22 protein-coding genes are annotated in these 20,323 nt (G+C 70.3%); 9 read left to right on the top strand and 13 right to left on the bottom strand.

The genetic code is table 11. The features are described from left to right. The first annotated feature begins 261 nt into the window (after positions 1-261). The gene (locus ACFY4B_RS28705) at positions 262-795 is read left to right on the top strand and encodes an NUDIX domain-containing protein (protein ID WP_074005475.1); all 534 of its coding nucleotides are present in this window, start codon (positions 262-264) and stop codon (positions 793-795) included. A 274-nt stretch (positions 796-1,069) separates the two neighbouring features. Here ACFY4B_RS28705 and ACFY4B_RS28700 read toward each other — a convergent pair whose 3' ends face one another. From ACFY4B_RS28700 to ACFY4B_RS28665, 8 genes are all read right to left on the bottom strand, one after another. Continuing rightward, on the bottom strand, positions 1,070-2,191 hold the full coding sequence (locus ACFY4B_RS28700) for a hypothetical protein (RefSeq protein ID WP_387972699.1): 1,122 nt from the start codon (positions 2,189-2,191) through the stop codon (positions 1,070-1,072). 9 nt (positions 2,192-2,200) lie between these two features. After that, on the bottom strand, positions 2,201-2,875 hold the full coding sequence (locus tag ACFY4B_RS28695; RefSeq protein ID WP_387972696.1) for a histidine phosphatase family protein: 675 nt from the start codon (positions 2,873-2,875) through the stop codon (positions 2,201-2,203). Positions 2,876-2,885: 10 nt separating this feature from the next. Next, positions 2,886-3,911: a hypothetical protein gene (locus ACFY4B_RS28690; protein ID WP_387972694.1), complete on the bottom strand. Its 1,026-nt coding sequence runs from the start codon at positions 3,909-3,911 to the stop codon at positions 2,886-2,888. 4 nt (positions 3,912-3,915) lie between these two features. Continuing rightward, positions 3,916-4,818, bottom strand: coding sequence for a phosphotransferase (locus ACFY4B_RS28685; protein WP_387972691.1), 903 nt, complete (start codon positions 4,816-4,818; stop codon positions 3,916-3,918). Positions 4,819-4,916: 98 nt separating this feature from the next. Further along, positions 4,917-5,750, bottom strand: a complete 834-nt coding sequence (locus ACFY4B_RS28680; protein ID WP_387972689.1) for a helix-turn-helix domain-containing protein — start codon at positions 5,748-5,750, stop codon at positions 4,917-4,919. After that, the gene (locus ACFY4B_RS28675; protein WP_117489126.1) at positions 5,747-6,262 is read right to left on the bottom strand and encodes a DUF6879 family protein; all 516 of its coding nucleotides are present in this window, start codon (positions 6,260-6,262) and stop codon (positions 5,747-5,749) included. Before ACFY4B_RS28675 ends, ACFY4B_RS28680 begins: the two co-directional genes overlap by 4 nt. Then, positions 6,246-6,458, bottom strand: a complete 213-nt coding sequence (locus ACFY4B_RS28670; protein ID WP_117491901.1) for a hypothetical protein — start codon at positions 6,456-6,458, stop codon at positions 6,246-6,248. Before ACFY4B_RS28670 ends, ACFY4B_RS28675 begins: the two co-directional genes overlap by 17 nt. 205 nt (positions 6,459-6,663) lie before the next feature. After that, positions 6,664-6,864, bottom strand: a complete 201-nt coding sequence (locus tag ACFY4B_RS28665) for a DUF397 domain-containing protein (RefSeq protein WP_117489128.1) — start codon at positions 6,862-6,864, stop codon at positions 6,664-6,666. A gap of 655 nt (positions 6,865-7,519) precedes the next feature. On the opposite strand from ACFY4B_RS28665, the gene ACFY4B_RS28660 reads away from it, so the two are divergent. Continuing rightward, on the top strand, positions 7,520-8,023 hold the full coding sequence (locus tag ACFY4B_RS28660; RefSeq protein ID WP_049649944.1) for a GNAT family N-acetyltransferase: 504 nt from the start codon (positions 7,520-7,522) through the stop codon (positions 8,021-8,023). A 53-nt stretch (positions 8,024-8,076) separates the two neighbouring features. Here ACFY4B_RS28660 and ACFY4B_RS28655 read toward each other — a convergent pair whose 3' ends face one another. Beyond that, positions 8,077-8,274 carry a DUF397 domain-containing protein gene (locus tag ACFY4B_RS28655; protein ID WP_387972685.1) on the bottom strand — a complete coding sequence of 66 codons (198 nt, stop codon included), beginning with the start codon at positions 8,272-8,274 and terminating at the stop codon, positions 8,077-8,079. A 2-nt stretch (positions 8,275-8,276) separates the two neighbouring features. After that, complete coding sequence (locus ACFY4B_RS28650) at positions 8,277-9,146, bottom strand: helix-turn-helix transcriptional regulator (RefSeq protein ID WP_063780061.1); 870 nt, start codon at positions 9,144-9,146, stop codon at positions 8,277-8,279. 154 nt (positions 9,147-9,300) lie between these two features. Here ACFY4B_RS28650 and ACFY4B_RS28645 point away from each other — a divergent pair, with 154 nt between their 5' ends. Both ACFY4B_RS28645 and ACFY4B_RS28640 read left to right on the top strand, forming a co-directional pair. Then, a complete protein-coding gene (locus ACFY4B_RS28645; protein ID WP_387972682.1) occupies positions 9,301-9,669 on the top strand; it encodes an ATP-binding protein in 369 nt (122 codons plus the stop codon). Next, on the top strand, positions 9,666-9,908 hold the full coding sequence (locus ACFY4B_RS28640) for a hypothetical protein (RefSeq protein WP_375876465.1): 243 nt from the start codon (positions 9,666-9,668) through the stop codon (positions 9,906-9,908). The genes ACFY4B_RS28645 and ACFY4B_RS28640 overlap by 4 nt, the downstream gene beginning before the upstream one ends. 48 nt (positions 9,909-9,956) lie before the next feature. Here the strand turns inward: ACFY4B_RS28640 and ACFY4B_RS28635 are convergent, their stop codons facing one another. Continuing rightward, positions 9,957-10,550: a TetR/AcrR family transcriptional regulator gene (locus ACFY4B_RS28635; RefSeq protein ID WP_387972679.1), complete on the bottom strand. Its 594-nt coding sequence runs from the start codon at positions 10,548-10,550 to the stop codon at positions 9,957-9,959. 78 nt (positions 10,551-10,628) lie between these two features. On the opposite strand from ACFY4B_RS28635, the gene ACFY4B_RS28630 reads away from it, so the two are divergent. Both ACFY4B_RS28630 and ACFY4B_RS28625 read left to right on the top strand, forming a co-directional pair. After that, complete coding sequence (locus ACFY4B_RS28630) at positions 10,629-12,134, top strand: MBL fold metallo-hydrolase (protein ID WP_387972676.1); 1,506 nt, start codon at positions 10,629-10,631, stop codon at positions 12,132-12,134. 95 nt (positions 12,135-12,229) lie between these two features. Next, on the top strand, positions 12,230-12,757 hold the full coding sequence (locus ACFY4B_RS28625) for a hypothetical protein (protein WP_380782604.1): 528 nt from the start codon (positions 12,230-12,232) through the stop codon (positions 12,755-12,757). Between the two features lie 32 nt (positions 12,758-12,789). On the opposite strand, the gene ACFY4B_RS28620 is transcribed toward ACFY4B_RS28625, so the two are convergent. Then, positions 12,790-13,341, bottom strand: coding sequence for an NIPSNAP family protein (locus ACFY4B_RS28620; protein ID WP_387972672.1), 552 nt, complete (start codon positions 13,339-13,341; stop codon positions 12,790-12,792). 91 nt (positions 13,342-13,432) lie between these two features. Here ACFY4B_RS28620 and ACFY4B_RS28615 point away from each other — a divergent pair, with 91 nt between their 5' ends. Continuing rightward, positions 13,433-14,362: a helix-turn-helix transcriptional regulator gene (locus ACFY4B_RS28615; RefSeq protein WP_387972669.1), complete on the top strand. Its 930-nt coding sequence runs from the start codon at positions 13,433-13,435 to the stop codon at positions 14,360-14,362. Positions 14,363-14,439: 77 nt separating this feature from the next. Here ACFY4B_RS28615 and ACFY4B_RS28610 read toward each other — a convergent pair whose 3' ends face one another. Continuing rightward, the gene (locus tag ACFY4B_RS28610) at positions 14,440-14,634 is read right to left on the bottom strand and encodes a DUF397 domain-containing protein (RefSeq protein WP_074005498.1); all 195 of its coding nucleotides are present in this window, start codon (positions 14,632-14,634) and stop codon (positions 14,440-14,442) included. Between the two features lie 198 nt (positions 14,635-14,832). Between ACFY4B_RS28610 and ACFY4B_RS28605 the strand changes: the two genes are divergently transcribed. Both ACFY4B_RS28605 and fxsT read left to right on the top strand, forming a co-directional pair. After that, positions 14,833-16,296, top strand: coding sequence for a TIR-like protein FxsC (locus ACFY4B_RS28605; RefSeq protein WP_380777598.1), 1,464 nt, complete (start codon positions 14,833-14,835; stop codon positions 16,294-16,296). Continuing rightward, a complete protein-coding gene (fxsT, locus tag ACFY4B_RS28600; RefSeq protein ID WP_079272748.1) occupies positions 16,293-20,300 on the top strand; it encodes an FxSxx-COOH system tetratricopeptide repeat protein in 4,008 nt (1,335 codons plus the stop codon). The genes ACFY4B_RS28605 and fxsT overlap by 4 nt, the downstream gene beginning before the upstream one ends. The last annotated feature ends 23 nt before the right edge of the window (positions 20,301-20,323 follow it).

Below are 20,323 nucleotides of genomic sequence, written 5' to 3'. Positions count from 1 at the left end.
ACCCACCCCCCCCCCGGCCCGGTGGGGTAGTTTGGGGTGCGCGGTTCCGGGCGACGCGGCTCCAACCTCATTGCGTGCGTGGGAAGTCGGCCCCGCCGACTTCCTACGCACGCTGTCCTCCCGATCGGTTTGGCGGCTCCTGGGCCCCACGGCTGCGAGCAAGGTGCCCCTATTCGTCAGTGTGACGCAAACGGGTTGGAAGCCGCTTGCCCAGCCTGCGGCGTCTGGCATGCTGATGGTCCGTCGAGAGGGGTCGCAGCGATGCAGTGGAAGATCCACGGGGAACGTCCGATCTACGAGAACCCTTGGGTGAACCTGTGGTTGGCCGACGTCGAGCAGCCTGACGGGCGCCGCTGGGAGTACCACGTGGTCAAGCTGCGGCACCTGGCCGTGGCCGCCATCGTGAACAGCGAGAAGCAGGTCCTCATGATGTGGCGGCACCGCTTCATCACCGACACCTGGGCCTGGGAACTCCCGATGGGCCTGGTCGAGCCGGATGAGACCCCGGCGGAGGCTGCGGCCCGTGAAGCACTGGAGGAGACCGGCTGGAAGGTCTCGGACGTGAAGCCGCTGATCTACGCGCAGCCGGCGAACGGGATCACCGACTCGGAGCACTTCGTCTTCCGGGCCGACGCCGCGGAGTACGTGGGACCGCCGACCGAGCGCAACGAGTCCGACCGGATCGAGTGGATTCCCCTGTCCGATCTGCGCGGCATGATCAACCGTCGCGAGATCGTCAGCAGTGGCACGCTCGTGGGCGTGCTCCACCTGCTGCTGGACGAGGCTGGCCTTTGATCAGCCGGCCGCACTGGTGATCCGGTCGGCCAACGTCGCTACTGAGGCATTGGCCCGGTAGGGCCTGAGCAGGTGGCGGAACTCCTGGAGGTGGGCGACCACTCGGGGGGACTCGATCACTGCCGCGAGATCGGCGGCTTCCGTGGCGGTCGCGCACGCCAACTCGACCTGCCGCCCCTGAAACCCGCTCCTTGTTCCCACCGCTGACAAGTGATCCGGCCGTTTCCCACCCCCCCGCCCCCACGCCCACCCCTCCGCTGCGGAAGCCCGCGTTCTACTCGTAGTGCCCTGCGCCGACAGCCATCGCGTTGGCCAGTGCAGGCCTGCGAGTGATCCATTCCGTGTCACCGGTCTCCACCGAGCGCCGTACGGCTTCGATGATCTCCTCATCGACGTCCACGGGTTGGGCCAGGTGCGCGCGCATGTAGTGCTTGAAGAGCGCCGGGAGCTGGTCCGGCCGGGTCACGGTCCTGGCCCGGAGGGAGAAGAGCGGCAGGAACCACGATTCGAAGCCCGCCCTGAGCGCCCGCGTGGATCGGTACGCCTCGTACAGCGGTTGGAGACCCGCCATGTGGTCGTACGGGAGGTGGCCGTGGAGGGTGTACTGGAGGCGGGTGCCGTCGTGTTGGCGGAAGTGCCGGCCGTGGGCGGCGATGTGGTTGGCGGCGTTCTGGGTGATGGTCATGACGGCCACCTCTGCCCGGTGCCTTTGGGCTGCGGCGAGGACGGTGGTGTGGACGCCGACCCGTGGGTCGAGGACCAGGCCGTCGAGGCCGAGGGGCGAGAGGTCGATGCCGTGGTCGCGGGTTCGGGAGAGGACCAGCCGCTCCGGGAGGTTGGCGGCGGTGTGCAGGAGGTGCCTGGGCTGCTGGCGGTGGTTGGCGTGGATGTCCGAGCGGTCGAGGACGGGGCGGTCCTTGGCGGGTTCGGCGACGAGCTGGAGACCGGTGCGGTTCAGGGTGTCGGTGCCGCCGCAGGCCTTGCAGGGGTGGCTGCCGCTGCCGGTCATGTGTCCGCAGGTGCGGCAGACGGGGACGGTCTCGGGGCTGATGGTCAGGGTGCCCGCGCGAAGGTTCGTCTCGATCATTTCCAGTGCGAGGGCGGCGACTTCGGCGTCGGCATCGGTCGTGATCCCACCGGCCGGGGATCGACCGTGGCTGTACTTGGCCTCGATCAGGTCGGCTTCGAACCGCTGACGGGGGATCCTCGGCCCGGCGGCTTCGCGGTGCCGGAGGTCTCCGGCGAGGGTGACGGTGTTCCACAGGTGGGGCGCGGGCGGCGAGCCGAGGATGGCGTTGAGGGCGGCGGCCAGGTGGATGCCCACGGCCTTGCCGGGGCGGGTGTCGAAGGTGAAGGGGCCGTTCTGGACGGGCCCGTTGAGGAACAGGTGCCGCACGGGTGCCTCCTAGATCGGCGGGGTGGTGGTGCCCGTCCGGGTGAACCGGCCGCCCCGTAGCGCGTAGTGGAGGATCGCGGCGTTGGGCAGCTTGCCCTTTCGCTCCTCGGCGAGGATCTCGGGCAGCATGCGGGCTTCGAGCAGGGAACGGAGCGCCACCACGGTGGTCTGGTGGGTGAAGGCGATGACGGTGCGTGGTTCCTGGAGATCGGCCTGGGCGAGGGCGGCGAACTCGGCGGCGCGGTCGAGTACACCCGCGGCGAGCGACTCCCCTCCGCCCGGCGCGGTCCAGACGTGTTTGCGCAGGCGGCGGTCCTCGGCGAGTTCGGGATAGCTGTCGTAGAGCTCGCGCTTGGTCATGTAGGTGGCGTCGCCGTAGTGCTGTTCGTCCAGGAGCGCGGTCTGCCGAGGCCACCCGTCGGGGAGGCCGGGCAGGGCGATCGCGGCGGTGTCGACCGTCCTGCGGTAGGTCGAGGTGTAGACGTGCGGTTCCGGGCCGGTGATCTGCGGTAGGACGCCGGCCAGCCACTGGGCCTGGCGGAAGCCGCGCGGGGTCAGGCCGACGACGGTGCGGGAGATGGTGTGTGCGGCGGCTCCGCTGTACGGGCGGGGGTCCTGATAGAAGCCGCGGTACTTGTCGGCGTTCTCGACGGACTCGGCGTGCCGGATGACGAGCAGAGTCACGGTGCGGGTCCTATCCGGCGAGGTTGGCGACGTAGGAGCCGTTGACGGTCCAGGGGGTGAGTTCGATGCCGAAGCCGCTGTGATCGCCGTCCTGGGTGTGGACGAGCTTGCCGGACAGGTGCACGGTGTCGCCGGACCGGAAGGCACCGGTGTAGGCGCCGAGGTACGAGCGCATGTGGGTGATCCGGCGGGCGAAGGAGTCGGGCTCGTCGATGGTCGAGCTGAGGATGGTCCTGACCTTGATCCCGTAGACGGCCGGGGTGGTGAGGCCCTCGGTGTGGTCGGTGATCTTCGCGAGGAGGGAGATCTCGCCGATCTCCTTGGAGGACAAGCGGGCGAAGGTCCGGTCGTGGTCGGAGCGGAGGGGCTCGCAGTTGACGTGCGCGCCGGTCCCCGCGGTGAGCCCTTGGAGCTTGCGGCGTTCCTGCCTGATGAGCGTGTCGAAGGAACTGCCCTCCAGGTACTTGGCCCGGCGGAGGTACAGCCTGGTCAGGTCCTCTCCGTCGTACGGCCGGATCAGGTCGGTCCGCTGGAACAGTTCCTGGGCGGCCTGGTAGCCCTCCGGTCCGTAGCAGACGAGGTCGATGTCCGAGCGTTCGTTGAAGCAGCCGACGAGGAAGGAGCCCGTGACGCCGAGCAGACCCCGGGCGTCGGTCGAGGTGATCCACTCGGTGATCGCCAGGAGGTCCTTGCCCGCCGGATTGTCGGCGACCGCGCCGGGCGCCTCGTGGATGGCGGCGAGGGCTTGGCGGCAGGGGTAGTGGACGGCCACGTCCTCGCGGGGGATGCCGGTGATGACGCAGCCGAGGGTGTCGGAGTAGACGTAGCACTCGGGCCGGCCGGCCAGGATGCCGAAGGACTTCGACACCACGCTGTTCTGCCGGTAGGTCCGGCCGAGGAGCCGGCGGTCGCCCTTCTCGTCGGGGTGGTACTTGACGTAACCGAGGTAGTGGCTGCCCGGGTGGCTGTCGCCGATGACCTTGAAGACGACCCCGTGGTGGTCCATCAGGTAGTCGCGGTCACGGACGGAGGGCAACGGACTACCGGTGTTCGGCGGTGAACCGTTCGAAGGTGGGGAAGGTGCCGGTGTCGATCGTGCCGGACGACTCATACTGATCGAGTCCCATCGTGAACAGGGCGCGGCGGTACTGCCACTTGGTGTGCTTGTCGTGCCGCGTGGGGTCGGTGGGCCGCATGAGGGCGAGGAAGAAGAAGCACTTGACGAGCAGGAAGTCGCCCAGGTGCTCGCTCACCCGCCGGCCGATCAGGGATGTGGTGGTCCCGTCGAGTGCGGAGGTGTAGGCGGCGCGCTGTTCCGCGGTGATCGAGTAGCCTTTGCCGCCGCCCTTGAAGGCCACGATGTCGAGCGCGGGATAGACGTCGTAGCCGAGCGGGACGGGGCCGTGGTGCTGCCAGTCGATGACCCCGGCCGGGAGGATGTTGGGCAGGCCGTAGTCCAAGTGCCCGTGCACCACGGGGAGTCGGGCCAGCCGGTCGAGGGCGTGGTCGACCGCGTCATGGATTCGCGGGGTGTCGAAGTCCGGGTTCTCCGTGAGGACTTCGGTCGCGAAGGCAGCCTTCTCGAACCACGGCGTCGCGGGCAGGGGATGGCGCGCCTGGGCCTGGAGCAGCTTCGAGGCGACGGCAGCCGCCGTGCTGATGACCTGGTCGCCGACGCGCCCGTCGCGGTTGGCGTGTGCCAGCGCCTCCTCGTGCAGTGAGGCTTTGCCGATGGCCCGTTCGACGACGAAGTGGCCTCCGTCGTCGGACCCGCTGTCGACGATCTCCGGTACGGGATAGCCCAGGGCGACTGCCAGTTGCTGGAACTCGGCTTCCACCCGGAGGTCCTCGCCGCCGGTCCGCTTGTAGAACAAGCCATCGGCCGATCTCCAGACCGCCCCGTCAGTGGCGGTCCTGTTCTTCACGAAATCCCAGTCGTTCATCGATCAGTCCTTCCACCACGCAGCGGCGGCGTAACGCGAGCATCAAGCTAGACGTGTGGGGACGGCCCGACAACGGCATTCCTGTCAGTGAATAAAGATCACCGGCGATAAGCCGTCGACCACTCGCCGAGCTGAGCCCTGGCCTCGTCACCGTAGAGGGCAGATTCCTCGAACATGGCGAAGATCTCACGGTAGTGCCGGATGTCCCGAGGATCTCGAAAGACGATACGGCCGGTGAAGGACTCCGCAGTGGCGAGGCGGTCGTCGTACAGCGTGAACGTGTTCATCGGGCCCCGGGTGAGAGGCGCCCTGTACGGGACTACGCCGATTCGCACGGTCGGCAGATGACTCAGTGATGCGAGGCGGTCGATCTGTATGGCCATCGCCTGAGGAGGAACCAGGCCCCATGTCACTGCCTGCTCCGTGAGCAGGAACGTGAATGACTTCGACGTGTCGTAGAGCACCGACTGGCGCTCCAGCTTCCGGTCCATGACAAGCGTCTTGTCGCCGGGGGAGTGACTCAGACTGGCCCGGATGTAGTCGGGTGTGGCGAGGAGCCCCGTGATCATCGCGGGCAGGAAGTACCGCAGCTCGGTCGCATCCGCCTCCAACGATGCCAGCTCTGCCTGGCGCTTCTCGATCCCCCGTCTCCATGAAGCGCGCTTGTCCTGCCACTCGGTGTTCGCCAACCGAGTCAGCGATGAGATCTCCTGGACCAGCTCGGCCGACGCTCCGAGCGCTCTCAGAATCCGTTCGACGTCAACGAGGCTCGGTGTGATTCTTCCGGTCTCGATCTTGCTGATCTTGCTTTGGGATATGCCGCAACGCACCGAAAGCCGGTCTCCTGTGAGACCGGCTTCCAGGCGGAGCCTTCTGAGCGTCTCGGCAAGATCCGTCTTCGATCGGCCGAGCTGATCCGGGTCGAGTGTCACTCGAGCGTGTTCAGGAATTCGAGAAATGGCACGGAGTGGGCCAGGGCGAGCTCTTTCCACTCCTGGTACTGGTGCATGTCGCCGGTGACCAGTTCCCGGTTGATCTGGGTGCCGTCAGGGCGGAAGTTCAGGTGGACCGCCGAGGAGCCGTCGAACAGCCACCAGTCCTTGTCGGGGATCCCGAGATCCCGGTCGGTTGCGTCCAGGATCCGGATGTCCTCCCCCGCGGTGATGTTGCCGGGGATGCCCCAGGCGAACTGGTACCGCTGGTAGTCCGTGAGGGGTCGGCGCACCACGCGGACGCGCCCGATCGTCCGCCCGGAGGAGACGAAGCCGTGCACCCGCCGGTGCCACGCCGCGTTGTGCTCGGTCGGCTTCGGCTCCCCGCGCAGGAAACGTGCGAGGTTCTCTGCCTCCTTGGGCATGGTGTAGGCGGGCTGGGCCTCGAACCTGAAGGCATCGTGCTGGTAGCCGTCGAAGTGGGTGCGCCACTGGTCACCATCCAAGAGCACGGACGGCCTCCTCCAGGACGTGCCGGGGGATCTCGACGGCGGACTCCCCGGCGGGCACCTTCAGGGCCGTGAAGTGGTCGCCTTGGAACACGAACGTCTCTCGATCGGTGGCGTAGACGTTGGGACAGTCGTCATCGTCACAGGCCGGGCCGTTGAGTACTCCGGTGAGGCGCGTCAGTTGCGGGTTCTCAGTCATGGCGTCCCCTCTTGGGTCGAGTCCCTCCCGGTCCATCAGCGACGCTAGGGCTGCCGATGGTGCCTGTCCACGCAGCATCGGGCATATTCCTGATCCGGAATAAGAATCTTGCCTCCAACAGCGGCCATCCGGGGGACGGCGCCGAGGAGCCGTGGTCCTCGGCGGCCTCTTGCGGGGAGTAAGAGGCCGCCGTACAGGATCCGCTTCAGGAGTTGATGGTGATGTGATCGAACTCGCCGGCCTTGGCGCTGTGGAGCCAGGCGGCGAGCTTGGTGGGGGTGGTGGTGACGACGGTGGTGGGGTCGTCGGACTCGCGGAGGTAGATCAGCTCACTGTCGGAGGCGATCTCAAGGCAGTTGGTCGTGGTGCCGCTGAAGCTCGACTTCTGCCAGTTGAGCTGTTTCATGGCTACCTTCCCGGCGCTGTGTGACGGATGGCTGGAGCAGGTTCGGTACAGCCTCTGCCGTGCGTGCGCTGCTGCTGCCGCGACGGCCCGTGTCCCAGGATGCCTGGCGTAAGGGTCGAGAGGTTGCTCTCTGCGCGGGAAGTCGGCCCAGGCGACTTCCCGCGCGAGAGTTTAGGCGGTTGTTGTCTTGGGGGTGGGTGGGGAGATGGCTGGCGTCTTGGAGGGTTGGCGGTGTACCAGGGGGAGTTGGGGCTCCTGGACTGTGAGGTGCCGCAGGGTGGGGACGGCGGCTCGGTTCGGCGGGGACCACTCGTGACGGCTCTACCGGGCCGACGAGTTGGCCGACCGGCAGTGGGCAGAGGGGCTGGAGGGAGCGGGGAGTTGGAGGACGCGTCGCGGTTCTTCTACTTCGGGGAAGCCGCGTCGAACCCGCTGAGGGCTATGTCTGGTTCACCGGGAGCAGGGTCGAGCCTGTGGCGGGCAGCGTTGAGGAGTTCTTCTTCGATTGGATCGCAGGGGAGCGGTTCCGGGACCTGGCCGGGCGCTCGATGCGGAAGGTGTGGAGACGAGCCTTGCGCCGGGGCGGCGGGATCGTCCGGTTGGTGGGGAGAAAACCAGGGGGGCGGGCGCCGGCACGGTGCTACGGTCGGGCGCCATGAGCTGGCTACCCGATGACTTCGTCCACCCCGTCCACGTGCCGCTGCCCGGCGGGCGCCACCACCTGCGGCCGGTCCGGGAGGCGGACGCGCCGCTCGACTATCCGGCCGTGATGGGTTCGCGCGAGCGGCTGTGGACCGTCTTCGGTCCGGCCTGGGGCTGGCCCGCGGCCACCATGACCTTCGAGGCCAACCAGGCCGACCTGTTGCGGCACGAGAAGGAGATCGCCGCCCACCAGTCGTTCAACTACGCGCTGCTCGACGAGGCGGAGACGGCCCTGCTCGGCTGCGTCTACATCGACCCGCCCGCGAAGGCCGGCGCCGACGGCGAGATCGCCTGGTGGGTGGTGGACGACCTGGTGGGCAGCGAGGTCGAGCGGGCCCTGGACGCGCTGGTGCCGCAGTGGATCGCCGCCGACTGGCCGTTCGAGCAGCCGCGCTTCCTCGGCCGGGGGATCTCGTGGACTGACTGGCTCGCCCTGTCCGCACACCCCGACGCGTGAGCTGACCCGGAGGCCCCGTGCCCCGGCCCGGCGCCGGGCCGGGGCACGGGGAGTCAGGCTTCGATGAAGTGGTCGAACTCGCCGGCCTTGGCGCTGTGGAGCCAAGCGGCGAGCTTGGGGCGGGTGGTGGTGACGATGTGGGTGGGGTCGTCAGACTCGCGGAGATAGATGTGGTCACCTTCGGAGGCGAGCTCTACGCAGTCGGCCTTGTCGCCGCTGAAGCTGGACTTCTGCCAGTTGAGTTGGCTCATGGCTATCTTCCCTGGACCTTGTAGCGAACGTGCTGGATCAAGCCCAGCGAATCACGGTGGGTGGCTGACGGGGAAGGTGAGGCGGCGTGCAGGGGAGACAGGGCAAGGCCCCGGATTCGATCGAACTTCCTACGGAATGCCGCCACGTCCTCAGGGTCTCCCAAGAAGTACGAGCTGTGTGGCTGTTCCAGCAGAACGGTGTCAAGGCGCGCGTGAGCTCCATGCATCAGGACGAACGACGTCTCGGTCGATGAGTAGGTGGTGCAGTCGAACGGGAGGATCTGGACCGTCACATGCGGCAGCCTGCTGACTTCGATGAGATGGTTCAGTTGGTCGCGCATGATGGTCGGTCCCCCGTACATCATGTGCAGGGCTGCCTCATGGATCACGGTGCGGAACGGTGGAGCGTTCTCGACGGTCAGTATTTCCTGGCGACGCTGGCGGAACTCGACCTTCTTCTCCGCGTAGTCGTGGATCACCTCGCTGTACGCCTTGGTTTGTAGGAGCCCGGGGATCAGGAGCGTCTGGTAGCTGTCCAGGGCGGTTGCACTGGCTTCAAACTCCGCGAGATCGAGTGCGCTCGGGACGACATGGGGCTTGAACTCGGTCCACCAGCCCTTCCCGGTGCTCTCGCTCATGGATGTGAGACCGGCTCGGTACTCGGGGTCCGTCACCCCGCACAGATTGAGCCAGGTCGTCAGGCGCACAAGTGTGAGGCCGATCCTGCCAGCTTCGACGTGGCTGATGTTCGGCCCCTTCACGCCGAGGGCCTCTCCCACCTCTGCGGCTGAGAGCCCAGCGGCATCGCGAACTCGGCGAAGTTCCTCGCCAAGACGACGCTGCCGCTCGTTGATTCCGCTCCTGAAGCCCATGGGCGTGCCCTTCTCGCAGACCGTGACCTACGGAGAGTGTAGATGCATGCGCGGAGCGTGTTGCAAATTTCTGGTGGATCCACTTAAAGTGTTAACAAGCTGCGCACCGTGGGCAGTTCCGGTGTGCTTCCTCTACACCGCTGGGAGATTCCCCATGTGTGACCCCAACCTCAACTCCCCCTCCCTCACCGTGTCCCGCGAGGTGTTGCGCGACGCGATGGAGCGCGCCGGGTACCCCGGCCCGGCCATCGGGGACGCCGAACTCGCGCTCATGGAGCTGGTCGTGAACGCGTGGCGGCACGGGCTGACCGCCTCGCCGGTCGTCACGGTCGTCTACTCCGGCAGCACCCTCCGCGTCACCGTCGCCGACCGCAGTTCGGAGCTGCCGAAGCATCAGAAGTTCGGTCTGCTCGCCGAGTCTGGGCGGGGGTTGCAGCTGATCGAGGGGCTCATGCACCGCTGGGGTGTCGAGCCGCAGAAGCTCGGGAAGCGGGTCTGGTTCGAGCTGGACCTGGTCGCGTGAACGCCCTCTATCCCATCCGGCCGGCCGATCCCGCGATCCGGCACCTCACCAGTCGGCAGATCGCCGGCCTGATCGTGGAACTCCGCGCCGAGGGGCGCGAGTTCGGCCTGCTCTGGCCGTCCGCGCAGCCTGGGGAGACCGTCCTGAACGGGCAGGTCCTGGTCTCGCTCGGCAATGTTCCGGCCAGCACGCTGATCAACCTGCTCGCGCTCGTCCGCGAGTTCAGGCAGTACCGGTAGCGGGCGCACGCGGGCCCCGTCCGTCGGACGGGGCCCGCGCCCGTGCGGTCAGTAGCCGCCCGTGAAGCCGGTGGCGAGGATGTCGAGCCTGGCCAGCAGGGCATCGGCGAGCGGGCGGTCCGCGCCGGCGGCGAGCCAGCGGCCGAGGGTCGTGATGTAGGTGTCGAACACCAGGTCGGCGACGGATGCCGGGTCGAACTCCGGCCGGATCTCGCCCTGTTCGGCTCCCCGGGTGGTGGCGGTGACGAACGCCTGCGGCGTCGTGGTGCCGAGGGCGAAGGCGGCGTGGAGGACTCCGCTGTCGTGCAGGTCCTTGGCCAGCGCGTACTCCCGCTCGTTGAGCTCCGCGAGGGTGCGCAGGGCGTCGGCGAGCGCATCGATGACGGAGTCGCCGGTGGATGCGCTCGCCTCGTCCTGCCGGTCCAGCACCTCGTGCCGCTGCTGGACCCAGGCGGTGACGAAGTCCTCCTTGCGGCGGAAGTGGTTGAAGGCCGTCTGACGTCCCACGTCCGCGCGTTCGGCGATGTGGTCGTAGGTGGTGGCCGCGTACCCCTGGGTGGCGAACAGCTCCAGGGCTGCCGTCAGGAGCCGTTCCCGGGTCGCGGTGCGGCGCTGGTCGTGTCGGTTGGGAGGAGAGGTCACAAGGGGAGCGTACTTGAATCCATTGATGGACTGGAGTACATGTTGGTACTCCAGTCCAATCAGTGAGGAGGCCTGACGATGGCCGTCCCGTACACCCTCGGCCTGCACGAGATCGCCCCGGACACCTACGCCTACCTGCAGCCCAACGGCTCCTGGGGCCTCAGCAACGCCGGGCTGATCGCCTCCGGCGACGAGGCCCTGCTCGTCGACACCCTGTTCACCGTCCCGCAGACCCGCGAGCTGCTCGACGCCGTCGCGCGCGCCCTGCCGCACGTCACCATCGGCACGCTGGTCAACAGCCACAGCGACGGCGACCACTGGTGGGGCAACCAGCTCCTCCCGGACGTCGTGACCATCGCCTCCGAGGCCGCCGCGGCCGAGATGCGCGCCGACCACCTGCACGCGGTGGTCGCCGCGCCGGGTGACCTCCGGCTGCCGAAGGTCGTCCAGCGGATGCGGGAGACCTTCGACTTCGGCGGCATCACCCCGACCCCGCCGAACCGGACCTTCACCGGCGAGCTGGACGTGGCTGTCGGGCGGCGCACCGTCCGGCTGATCGAGGTCGGCCCCGCCCACACCCAGGGCGACATCCTGGTCCAACTGCCCGACACCGGTGTGCTGTTCGCCGGGGACCTGCTGTTCATCGGCGGCCACCCGGTGATCCACAGCGGCCCGATCGGTAACTGGATCGCCGTCTGCGACCGCATCCTCGGCCTGGACGTCGATACGATCGTGCCCGGGCACGGGCCGGTCGTCGGCAAGCCCGAGGTCCGCTCCTTCCGCGACTACCTGGAGCGGGTCCGCGACCATGCCGAGCGCACCCACCGGGCGGGCGTGCCGGTGCTGCGCGCCGCACGGGAGATGGACCTGATCGGCCTCGCCGACCTGGCCGACCCCGAGCGGCTGGTCCTCAACATCGGCGCCGTCCACCGCGAACTCAACGGCGACGGAACCCCGGGCGAGATGGAACTCCTGGGCCTCCTGGACGCGTACGAGCCCGCCCCGCTGCTGGCCCCGCGGGCCGGGGCCGAGGTCGCCGCCGAGGTCACCGCGCTGGCCGCGGGCCTGCCGGGCATCGTCCGGCAGCTGTTCCCGGCTGAGGGAGCCGGGCCGCTGGAGGGCTTCCCGGTGCCCAACGTGCTGGCCACCATCGGGCACCACCCCGACCTGCTGACCAGCCTGGCGCCGCTGCTCGCCCTGCTCAACCAGGGTACGATCCCGCCCCGCGAACGGGAGTTGGCCGTTCTGCGCACCGCGCACCGCACCGGTTCGACGTACGAGTGGCAGCACCACGTCCGGCTCGGCGGCCTCGCCGGGCTGAGCGGGCCCGAGATCGCCCGCGTCCCGGAGGGGCCGGACCACCCCGACTGGGCCGAGACCGACCGCGTCCTGCTGCGGGCCGTCGACGAGCTGCACGACGGGCACGCGCTCTCCCCGGCCACCTGGGAGGCGCTGGCGGACAGCTACTCCGCGCCGCGGCTGCTGGAGCTGCTGGCGCTGGTCGGGACGTACCGGATGGTGGCCGGAATCCTCAACTCCTGCCGGGTCCCCGTCGACGGCTGGCTCTCCGGGGCCGGCGCGTAGGGGCGGCAGCAGGAGCGGGCGCGTAGGGCACGTGCCCGGCGCGCGCAGGGAACGCGCACCCCGCCGTTGTCCGTGCCCGCTCCTACGATCGCCGCATGCCCGACGCCTTCACCGTCCTGTGGACCCAGCCGACCTGCCGCGCCCTGCGCAAGGCCGGCCACGTGGGTGCCCGGCCCCCGGTCGCCTTCAGCGGGGTGCACACCTCGCTGCCCGCCTGGTCGGGGGCCCGGGCCGGGGACGAGGTGTACGCGCTGCACGTCAACCGGTGCGAGGTGTTCGTGGTGAGCCGGATGCGGGTGGTCGACCGGGAGCGGGGCGACTGCTGCGGCGCCGCCGCCGCGAGCTGGGACGACCCGGCGTTCCCCGGGCACGAGGCCTGGTCGATGCTCGGCGCCGGCGGCTGCGGCGCCTCGGCGGTGCACGTGGACGCGACGCCGGTGCGCTTCGACCGGCCGGTGCCGGGCGAGCTGCTGGAGCGGCTCACCTGGCGCAACCGCCGCAACCGGACGCGGAACCTGAAGCACGTGGTGGACGGCCGCCTCGAACGGGCGGTCGGCCTCCAGGGGTTCTACCGCCTGGCACCGGAGTCGGCCGACGAGCTGGCGGGGCTCGTCGGCCCCTGACGGAGCGGGTGCGGCGGGGTGCGTCCGGCGGGCTACGGCGTGACGGGTTCCAGCCGAAGTCGCCGGGACGGCCAGGGGGCCGGCTCGGCGGGGCCGAACCAGACGCGGACGTCCTCGCCGGTGCGGACGGGCAGCCGGGGGAAGTCGTTCTCGGCGTGCTCGGTGCGGTGCAACGCGTGGGCCGGGAGCAGGTGTTCGGTGGCGAAGGCGTCGAAGGCGGCGGCGTCGGCCGGGTGGCAGACGGTGGCGAGGACCTCGCGGGCGCCCGCGGGCGGGGTGAAGCAGGGGCCGCGCAGCAGCAGGACGTCGTCGCTGTCGACCATGGTGGCGTTGGCCGCGTCGCGGTGCTCCCGCCAGACCGGGCCGCCGTAGAAGGCCTCCAGGGCGCGCCGCCGGCCGGCCATGTCGGGGAAGGCGCGCAGCCAGACGAAGCGGTCCGGGTCGTCCAGGTCGCGGAAGCGGCCGCCGACGGTGATGCCGACCGCCTGCTGGCCGGTCACGAACTCGCGCTCGAACAGCTCGATCAGGGTCTCCCGGGCGCCGGGGTGCAGGGTGTACCGGCGGAGTTCGACGATGGGGCTCATGCGGTGGCCGCCCCGGTGCGGGTGAAGTCGTTCATGGGCCGCAGCGTAGGAGCGCTCCCCTGACATCCCCTGTCAGTGGATACTGGGCGGCATGCGCGCGAGTCGGCTGGTCACCCTGCTCCTGCTGCTCCAGAACCGGGGCCGGCTGACCGCCGAGCAGCTGGCGGCGGAGCTGGAGGTCTCCGTCCGTACGGTCTACCGGGACGTCCAGGCGCTCGCCGCCGCCGGTGTCCCGCTGTACGGCGACGCCGGACACGCCGGCGGGTACCGGCTGGTCGACGGCTACCGGACCCGCCTCACCGGGCTGACCGCCGACGAGGCCCAGGCCGCCTTCCTCGCCGCACTCCCGGGCGCCGCAGCCCAGTTGGGCCTCGGCGAGGCGCTCGCCGCCGCCCAGCTCAAGCTGCGGGCGGCCCTGCCGGCCGAACTGCGCGAGCACGCAGGGCGGATCCAGGAGCGCTTCCTGCTCGACGCGCCCGGCTGGTACGGCGCGGCGGACGAGACCCCGCACCTGGCCGCCGTGGCCGCCGCGGTGTGGGAGCGCCGGGCGGTGGTGCTGCGGTACCGGCGCTGGCGGGCGCCGGAGGAGATCGAGCGGCGGGTGGAGCCGTACGGGCTGGTGCTCAAGGCGGGGCGCTGGTACCTGGTCGCCGCCGGGCCGACCGGGATGCGCACCTACCGGGTCGACCAGGTCGTCGAACTGCGCGCGCTGGACGAGGGGTTCGCGGTGCCGGACGGCTTCGGCCTGGGCGCGTACTGGGCGGACTACCTCGCCGACTTCCGGGCCCGGCTGCACACCGCGGAGGCGCTGCTCCGGCTCACCCCGGAGGGCGCCCGGCGCCTCGGGGTCGCCGCCGCGGCCGACGGCTGGACGGAGGCCCGGGTGCCGATCGAGTCGCTGGACCACGCGCACGGGGAGTTCCTGCGGCTGGGCGCCGACGTCGAGGTCCTGGAACCGGCCGAACTCCGCGACCGCATCGCCGCAACGGTCCGGACCCTGGCCGCCCGCTACGGGGGGTGACCCCCGGGCCCGGACAGCGGAACGCCCGACCGGCGGGGGGCCGGTCGGGCGGGGTCGAGCAGGCGGGCCCGGCGGGGTCAGGCGACGAAGTGGTCGAACTCGCCGGCCTTGGCGCCGCGGACCCAGGCGTTGAACTTGATGCGGGTGGTGGTGACGACGAGGGTGGGGTCGTTGGACTGCCGGATGTAGACGTGGTCGCCCGCGGAGGCGATCTCGATCCAGTCATCCTTGTCGCTGCTGGTGCTGGACCTCTGCCAGTCGAGGTGGTCCACGGATGCCCTCCTGGTGGTGCGTGGCGGCCGGAACGAGGGTACTGCTCCCTGTGCACGGGTGGCGGCATCGTTTCGGTCATGTCAATTCGTGCGAGACGTTGTGCTATTCCATTGGGGTGTCAGTCGTTCCTACACTGAAGCCCCGCCGCACGGGGGCTGCGGGAGGCAGGTTTGCCGACGGGCCCGGGGGAGGCGCGTGTGACTGACCGGGGCTGGGACGAGGACGACGCCCGGCCGTACTTCTTCCTCTCCTACGCGCACACCCCCAAGGCCGGTGCGCGGGGCGCGAGCGACCCGAACCACTGGGTCAGGCAGTTGTACCGGGATCTCTGCGAGGCGGTGCTGCAGCTCACCACCGTCCCGGACGGGGTCGCGGTCGGCTTCATGGACGAGTCCATGCACCAGGGCGAGTTGTGGGCCGAACGGCTGTCCGACGAGTTGGCGACGTGCCGGGTCTTCGTACCCCTGTACTCCCCGAGGTACTTCAACAGCGTCCCGTGCGGCCAGGAGTGGCACGCCTTCACCCGTCGGCCGGTCTACCCGGCGAACCTCGACTCCGAGCGCACCAGCGGCATCGTGCCGGTGCTGTGGGCGCCGATGAGCCGCTACCGGCTGCCGAACGTGGCCAGTGAACTCCAGTTCAACCACACGAGCTTCGGACCCGAGTACGCCACCGAGGGGCTCTACGCGCTGATGAAGCTCAGCTACTTCCGCTCCTCCTACGAGCTGGCCGTGCACCGGCTGGCGGCCCGGATCGTCCAGGTCGCCGAGGAGACGGTGATCCCGGTCGGGCGGCGGCTGGAGTTCAACACCCTCCCGAGCGCCTTCAACGTCACCGCCCCGACCAAGCAGCTGCGGATCTCCGTACTCTCCTACCACCAGAACGAGTTGCCCGCCGACCGCAGCCCCGACTACTACGGCGAACGGCGCACCGACTGGCACCCGTACCGGCCGGTCGGCTCGCCGATCGCCCAGCACGCGGCCCGTCTCGCACGGCAGCTGGGGTTCCAGCCGACCGTGCACGAGTTCGACGACGAGGTCGAGTCGATCATCGACGGCAATGCCGAAGCTCCCGGCCTGCTGCTGCTCGACCGCTGGGCGCTGCGCGACCCGCGCCGGCGCGAACTGGTCCGGCGCTTCGACCGCTCGGACGCCACCTGGGTGAGCATCCTGGAGCCGTTCAACGGCGACGACCCCGAGTGCGCCGAACGCTCCGACGAACTCGGCGACTTGAGCGACGATGCGCTGCGCATCACCCGGCGCGCGAGCCGGCCGAGCTTCCTCGGCGCGACCGGCCCGACCGGGCTGCACACGCTGGAGGACTTCGACGACGCGCTGCCCCGGGCGGCGATGAAGGCCAAGTACGCCTTCGAGGGCCGCACCCGGGCCGAACCGGAGGAACCGCCGCCACCGCGGCCGAGCCTGCGGGACGCGTTCCGGCGCCCAGGAGGCGGGTACGGGTCGGACGGAGCCCCGGCGGACCCCTTCGGGGACGAGCAGGGGGACGATCCCGCCGACAGCAGAAGCAACGGCAACGGCCGCACCCAGCACCGGAGTCGGAACAACGGCAACGACCCGCACCGCGAGCACGCACCGTACCGCGACGACGGCGATGAACCCGATGACGGGATGGCGCCCTTGGGAGGACGAGGACCACGATGAGCGATAACGTCACCAGGAACCTGCGCCTCGGCGGGCTCACCGCCGCCGACCTGGCCGCCCAGCGGGAGGCCGGGCGGCAGGCGGCGGAGCAGGACCGCAACGGCCGGATCATCACCTTCTACTCGTACAAGGGCGGCACCGGCCGCACCATGGCGCTCGCCAACACCGCCTGGATCCTGGCCGCCAACGGGTTCCGGGTGCTCACCGTGGACTGGGACCTGGAGGCTCCCGGCCTCGCCAAGTTCTTCCACCCGTTCCTCGACCAGGCCTCGCTGGCCGGGACCACCGGCATGATGGACCTGATCGCCGAGTACCGGGAGGAGGCGCTGCGCCCGGTCGAGCACGCCGAGGGCTGGCACCTGGACTTCGCCCGGGTGCACCCGCACGCGCTCTCGCTCATCTGGCCGCACTTCCCGGCCGGCGGCAGCCTGGACTTCCTCTCCGCGGGCCAGTTCAACCGCGACTACTCCGAGGCCGTCACCCACCTCGACTGGGACATCTTCTACGACCGCTTCGACGGCGGGCAGTTCTTCGACGCCCTCAAGGCCGACATGGCCAAGCGCTACGACTACGTGCTGATCGACTCCCGCACCGGCCTGTCCGACATCGCCGAGATCTGCACCGTCCAGATGCCCGACGACCTGGTGGTCTGCTTCACCCTCAGCGACCAGTCCATCGACGGCGCCTCCCGGATCGCCCAGCACATCCACGACCGCTACCGGGAGCGCGGCATCCGCATCCTGCCCGTCCCGATGCGCATCGACGAGGGCGAGAAGGAGAAGGCGGACGCCGGCCGCGCCCTCGCCCGGGTCCGCTTCGACGGGCTGCCGACCGGCTTCGAGGGCGAGGAACTCGCCCAGTACTGGGGCTCGGTGGAGATCCCGTACCGGCCGTTCTACGCCTACGAGGAGATCCTCGCGACCTTCGGCGACCAGACCGGCACGCCCACCTCCATGCTGGCCGCCTGCGAGCGGCTCACCTCCATGATCACCGAGGGCCGGGCGGCCGGCCTGCCGCCGATGGACGAGGAGGTGCGGCTGCGCTACGTGGACGCGTTCACCCGCCGCCGCCCGTCCGTGCCCGCCGACCTCTACCTGTCCTACGTCCCCGAGGACCGGATGTGGGCGGACTGGATCGAGTCCGTCCTGACCAGGGCCGGCTTCCGGGTGCTGCCGCGCGACCTCAGCGCCGGCACCGACCCGCGCGAGGAGACCGAGCGCGGCATCGACTCCGCGTACCGGACGGTCGCCGTGCTCTCGCCCGCCTACCAGCGCTCCCCGCAGGCGCGGGCGCTGTGGGAGTCGGTGGTCAGCTCCGACCCCTCCGGCACCCGGCGCCAGCTGCTGCCGGTCCGGGTCGGCGACGTCCGGCTCACCGCGCCGTTCAGCAACCGCAACCCGGTCGACCTGGTCGGCCGCGACGAGACCCAGTCGATCCAGAGCCTGCTGCGCGCGCTCGGCCGCGGCGACTCCCCGCTCGACGAGGCGCCCAGCGGCGGCCCGCGCTTCCCCGGCAGCAAGCCCTCGGTGTGGGACGTCCCGCCTCGCAACCCCTCCTTCACCGGCCGCGCCGCCGTCCTGGAGCAGCTGCGCAACCAGCTGCGCGGCGGCATGGCGGCCGTGCTGCCCACCCCGCAGACCCTGTACGGGCTCGGCGGCGTCGGCAAGACCCAGGTGGCCCTGGAGTACGCCCACCGCTTCATGTCCGACTACGACCTGGTCTGGTGGATCGACGCCGAGCAGATCGAGCTGGTCGCCCCGGCGCTCGCCGAACTCGCCCGCCGGCTCGGCCTGCGGGTCGGCGACTCGGTCACCGAGGCGGCCGAGGCGGCCCGGGAGGCGCTGCGGCGCGGCGTGCCCACCTCGCGCTGGCTGCTGATCTTCGACAACGCCGACGAGCCCGCCGAGATCCGCCGGTTCTTCCCCGGCGGCTCCGGCCACATCCTGGTCACCTCCCGGAACCAGGCCTGGACCGGGCACGCCGAGGCGCTGGAGGTCGACGTCTTCACCCGCGGGGAGAGCGTCGAGCACCTGTGCCGGCGCGCCCGCAGCCTCTCCCGCCCGGACGCCGACCGGGTCGCCGAGGCGGTCGGCGACCTGCCGCTGGCCGTCGAGGTGGCCGCCGCCTGGCTGGACACCACCGGCACCCCGGTGGAGACCTACGTCTCCCAGCTGCACGCCGAGGCCGCCCGCGCACTGGCCGTCGGCCGCCCGGCCGACTACCCGACCCCGGTCGCCGCGACCTGGAACGTGTCGATCGGACGGCTGCGCCAGCAGTCCCCGGCGGCCGTCCGGCTGCTCCAGCTCTGCGCGTTCTTCGCGCCCGAGCCGATCTCGATGAACCTCTTCTACAGCGACCAGATGATCCGGGCGCTGGTGCGGTTCGACGCCGACCTCAGCGACAAGTTCATGCTGGGCAAGGTGATCCAGGCGATCGGCCGGTACGCGCTGGCCAAGGTCGACGCCGGCAGCAACAGCTTCCAGGTGCACCGGCTCGTCCAGGCGGTGATCCGGGCCGGGATGACCGCCGACGAGCAGGAGGTCGCCGTCCACGAGGTGCACCGCATCCTCACCGGCGCCCGGCCCGTCCTCGGCGACACCGACGACCCGGCCAACTGGCCCGCCTTCGACGAGATCTGGCCGCACCTGTCGCCGTCCAAGGCGCACAACTGCGACGAGGCGGACACCCGCCAGCTGCTCATCGACCGGGTCCGCTACCTGTGGAAGCGCGGCGAGCTCGACCGCGCCCGCGACCTCGGCCACGCCCTGGACGTGGAGTGGACCGGCAAGCTCGGCGAGGACGACCGGCAGACCCTGCTGCTGCGCTTCCAGCTCGCCAACGTGCTGCGCTCCCAGGGGAACTACGGCGAGGCGCTGGCCCTGGACGAGGACACCCTGGAGCGCCAGCGGGCCCTGCTCGGCGAGCACCACCCGTACACCCTGATGACGGCCGGCTCGCTCGGCGCCGACCGCAGGGCGCTCGGCCGGTTCCAGGCCGCCCTCGACCTCGACCGCGAAATCCTCGACCAGTTCCGCGAGTTGTTCGGCGACGACAACCCGCGCACGCTGTCCATGGCGAACAACCTGGCGATCGACTACCGGCTGGTCGGCGACAGCGAGGCGGCCCGCGAACTCGACCAGGAGACCCTCGACCGGCGCACCGCCGTCCTCGGCCCCAAGCACCCCTACACCCTGTCCACCAAGTCCAACCTGGCCCGCGACCTGCGCGAACTCGGCGACTACCGCGGCTCGGTGGACCTGCTCCAGGAGGTCACCTCCGACCTCGGCGACGTGCTTGACCCGGACCTGCCGGAGAACCTGCGCAACGCCAAGTCGCTGGCCGTCTCGCTGCGCCGGATCGGCCAGCTCGCCGAGGCCCGCCGGATCACCAAGGAGACCTACGAGCGCTACCTGGAGCGCTACGGCGCCGACGCCCCCGACGCGCTCGCCTGCGCGCTCAACCTGGCCGCCGACCACAGCGCCTCCGGCGACAAGGAGGCCGCCCGCGACCTCTGCTCCACCGTCTTCGAGGGCCACCGGCGGCTGTTCGGCGACGAGCACCCGTTCACCCTGGCCTGCGCCAACAACCTCGGCATCTACCTGCGGGGCAGCGGCGACGTCCCGGGCGCCATCGAGCGCGGCCGGATCACCTTCGAGGGGCTGACCCGCTCGGTCGGGCCCGAGCACCCGTACACCCTCAACGCGATGATCAACCTGGCCAACGCCTACGGCGACGACGGGCAGCTGGACCGCGCCGAGCGGCTCGGCCGGGCCGCGTACCAGGGGCTCTGCGACCGCTACAGCGCCCAGCACCCGGACGCGGTGGCCTGCGAGGCCAACCTGGCGATCACCCTGCGGTCGGGCGGGCGGCACACCCAGGCGGCCGAACTGCGGGCCCGGGCGATCTCCGAGCTGATCCGGCAGTTCGGCGAGGAGCACCCCAACACGGTCGCCGCGCGCGGCTGGAAGCGGATCAACCGGGACCTGGAGCCGCAGCCGGTCTGACCGGGCAGGGGGCGGGGTACGCT

This window comes from Kitasatospora sp. NPDC001261 (assembly GCF_042896795.1).
Classification (GTDB): Bacteria; Actinomycetota; Actinomycetes; order Streptomycetales; family Streptomycetaceae; genus Kitasatospora.
This window is presented reverse-complemented; position numbering and strand designations above follow the sequence as displayed.

Bases quoted from the DNA above. Each gene is read 5' to 3' on its own strand.
- ACFY4B_RS28705 (WP_074005475.1), top strand. From the start codon at position 262: ATGCAGTGGAAGATCCACGGGGAACGTCCGATCTACGAGAACCCTTGG.
- ACFY4B_RS28685 (WP_387972691.1), bottom strand. From the start codon at position 4,818: ATGAACGACTGGGATTTCGTGAAGAACAGGACCGCCACTGACGGGGCG.
- ACFY4B_RS28670 (WP_117491901.1), bottom strand. From the start codon at position 6,458: ATGACTGAGAACCCGCAACTGACGCGCCTCACCGGAGTACTCAACGGC.
- ACFY4B_RS28665 (WP_117489128.1), bottom strand. From the start codon at position 6,864: ATGAAACAGCTCAACTGGCAGAAGTCGAGCTTCAGCGGCACCACGACC.
- ACFY4B_RS28660 (WP_049649944.1), top strand. From the start codon at position 7,520: ATGAGCTGGCTACCCGATGACTTCGTCCACCCCGTCCACGTGCCGCTG.
- ACFY4B_RS28655 (WP_387972685.1), bottom strand. From the start codon at position 8,274: ATGAGCCAACTCAACTGGCAGAAGTCCAGCTTCAGCGGCGACAAGGCC.
- ACFY4B_RS28650 (WP_063780061.1), bottom strand. From the start codon at position 9,146: ATGGGCTTCAGGAGCGGAATCAACGAGCGGCAGCGTCGTCTTGGCGAG.
- ACFY4B_RS28645 (WP_387972682.1), top strand. From the start codon at position 9,301: ATGTGTGACCCCAACCTCAACTCCCCCTCCCTCACCGTGTCCCGCGAG.
- ACFY4B_RS28630 (WP_387972676.1), top strand. From the start codon at position 10,629: ATGGCCGTCCCGTACACCCTCGGCCTGCACGAGATCGCCCCGGACACC.
- ACFY4B_RS28625 (WP_380782604.1), top strand. From the start codon at position 12,230: ATGCCCGACGCCTTCACCGTCCTGTGGACCCAGCCGACCTGCCGCGCC.
- ACFY4B_RS28620 (WP_387972672.1), bottom strand. From the start codon at position 13,341: ATGAGCCCCATCGTCGAACTCCGCCGGTACACCCTGCACCCCGGCGCC.
- ACFY4B_RS28615 (WP_387972669.1), top strand. From the start codon at position 13,433: ATGCGCGCGAGTCGGCTGGTCACCCTGCTCCTGCTGCTCCAGAACCGG.
- fxsT (WP_079272748.1), top strand. From the start codon at position 16,293: ATGAGCGATAACGTCACCAGGAACCTGCGCCTCGGCGGGCTCACCGCC.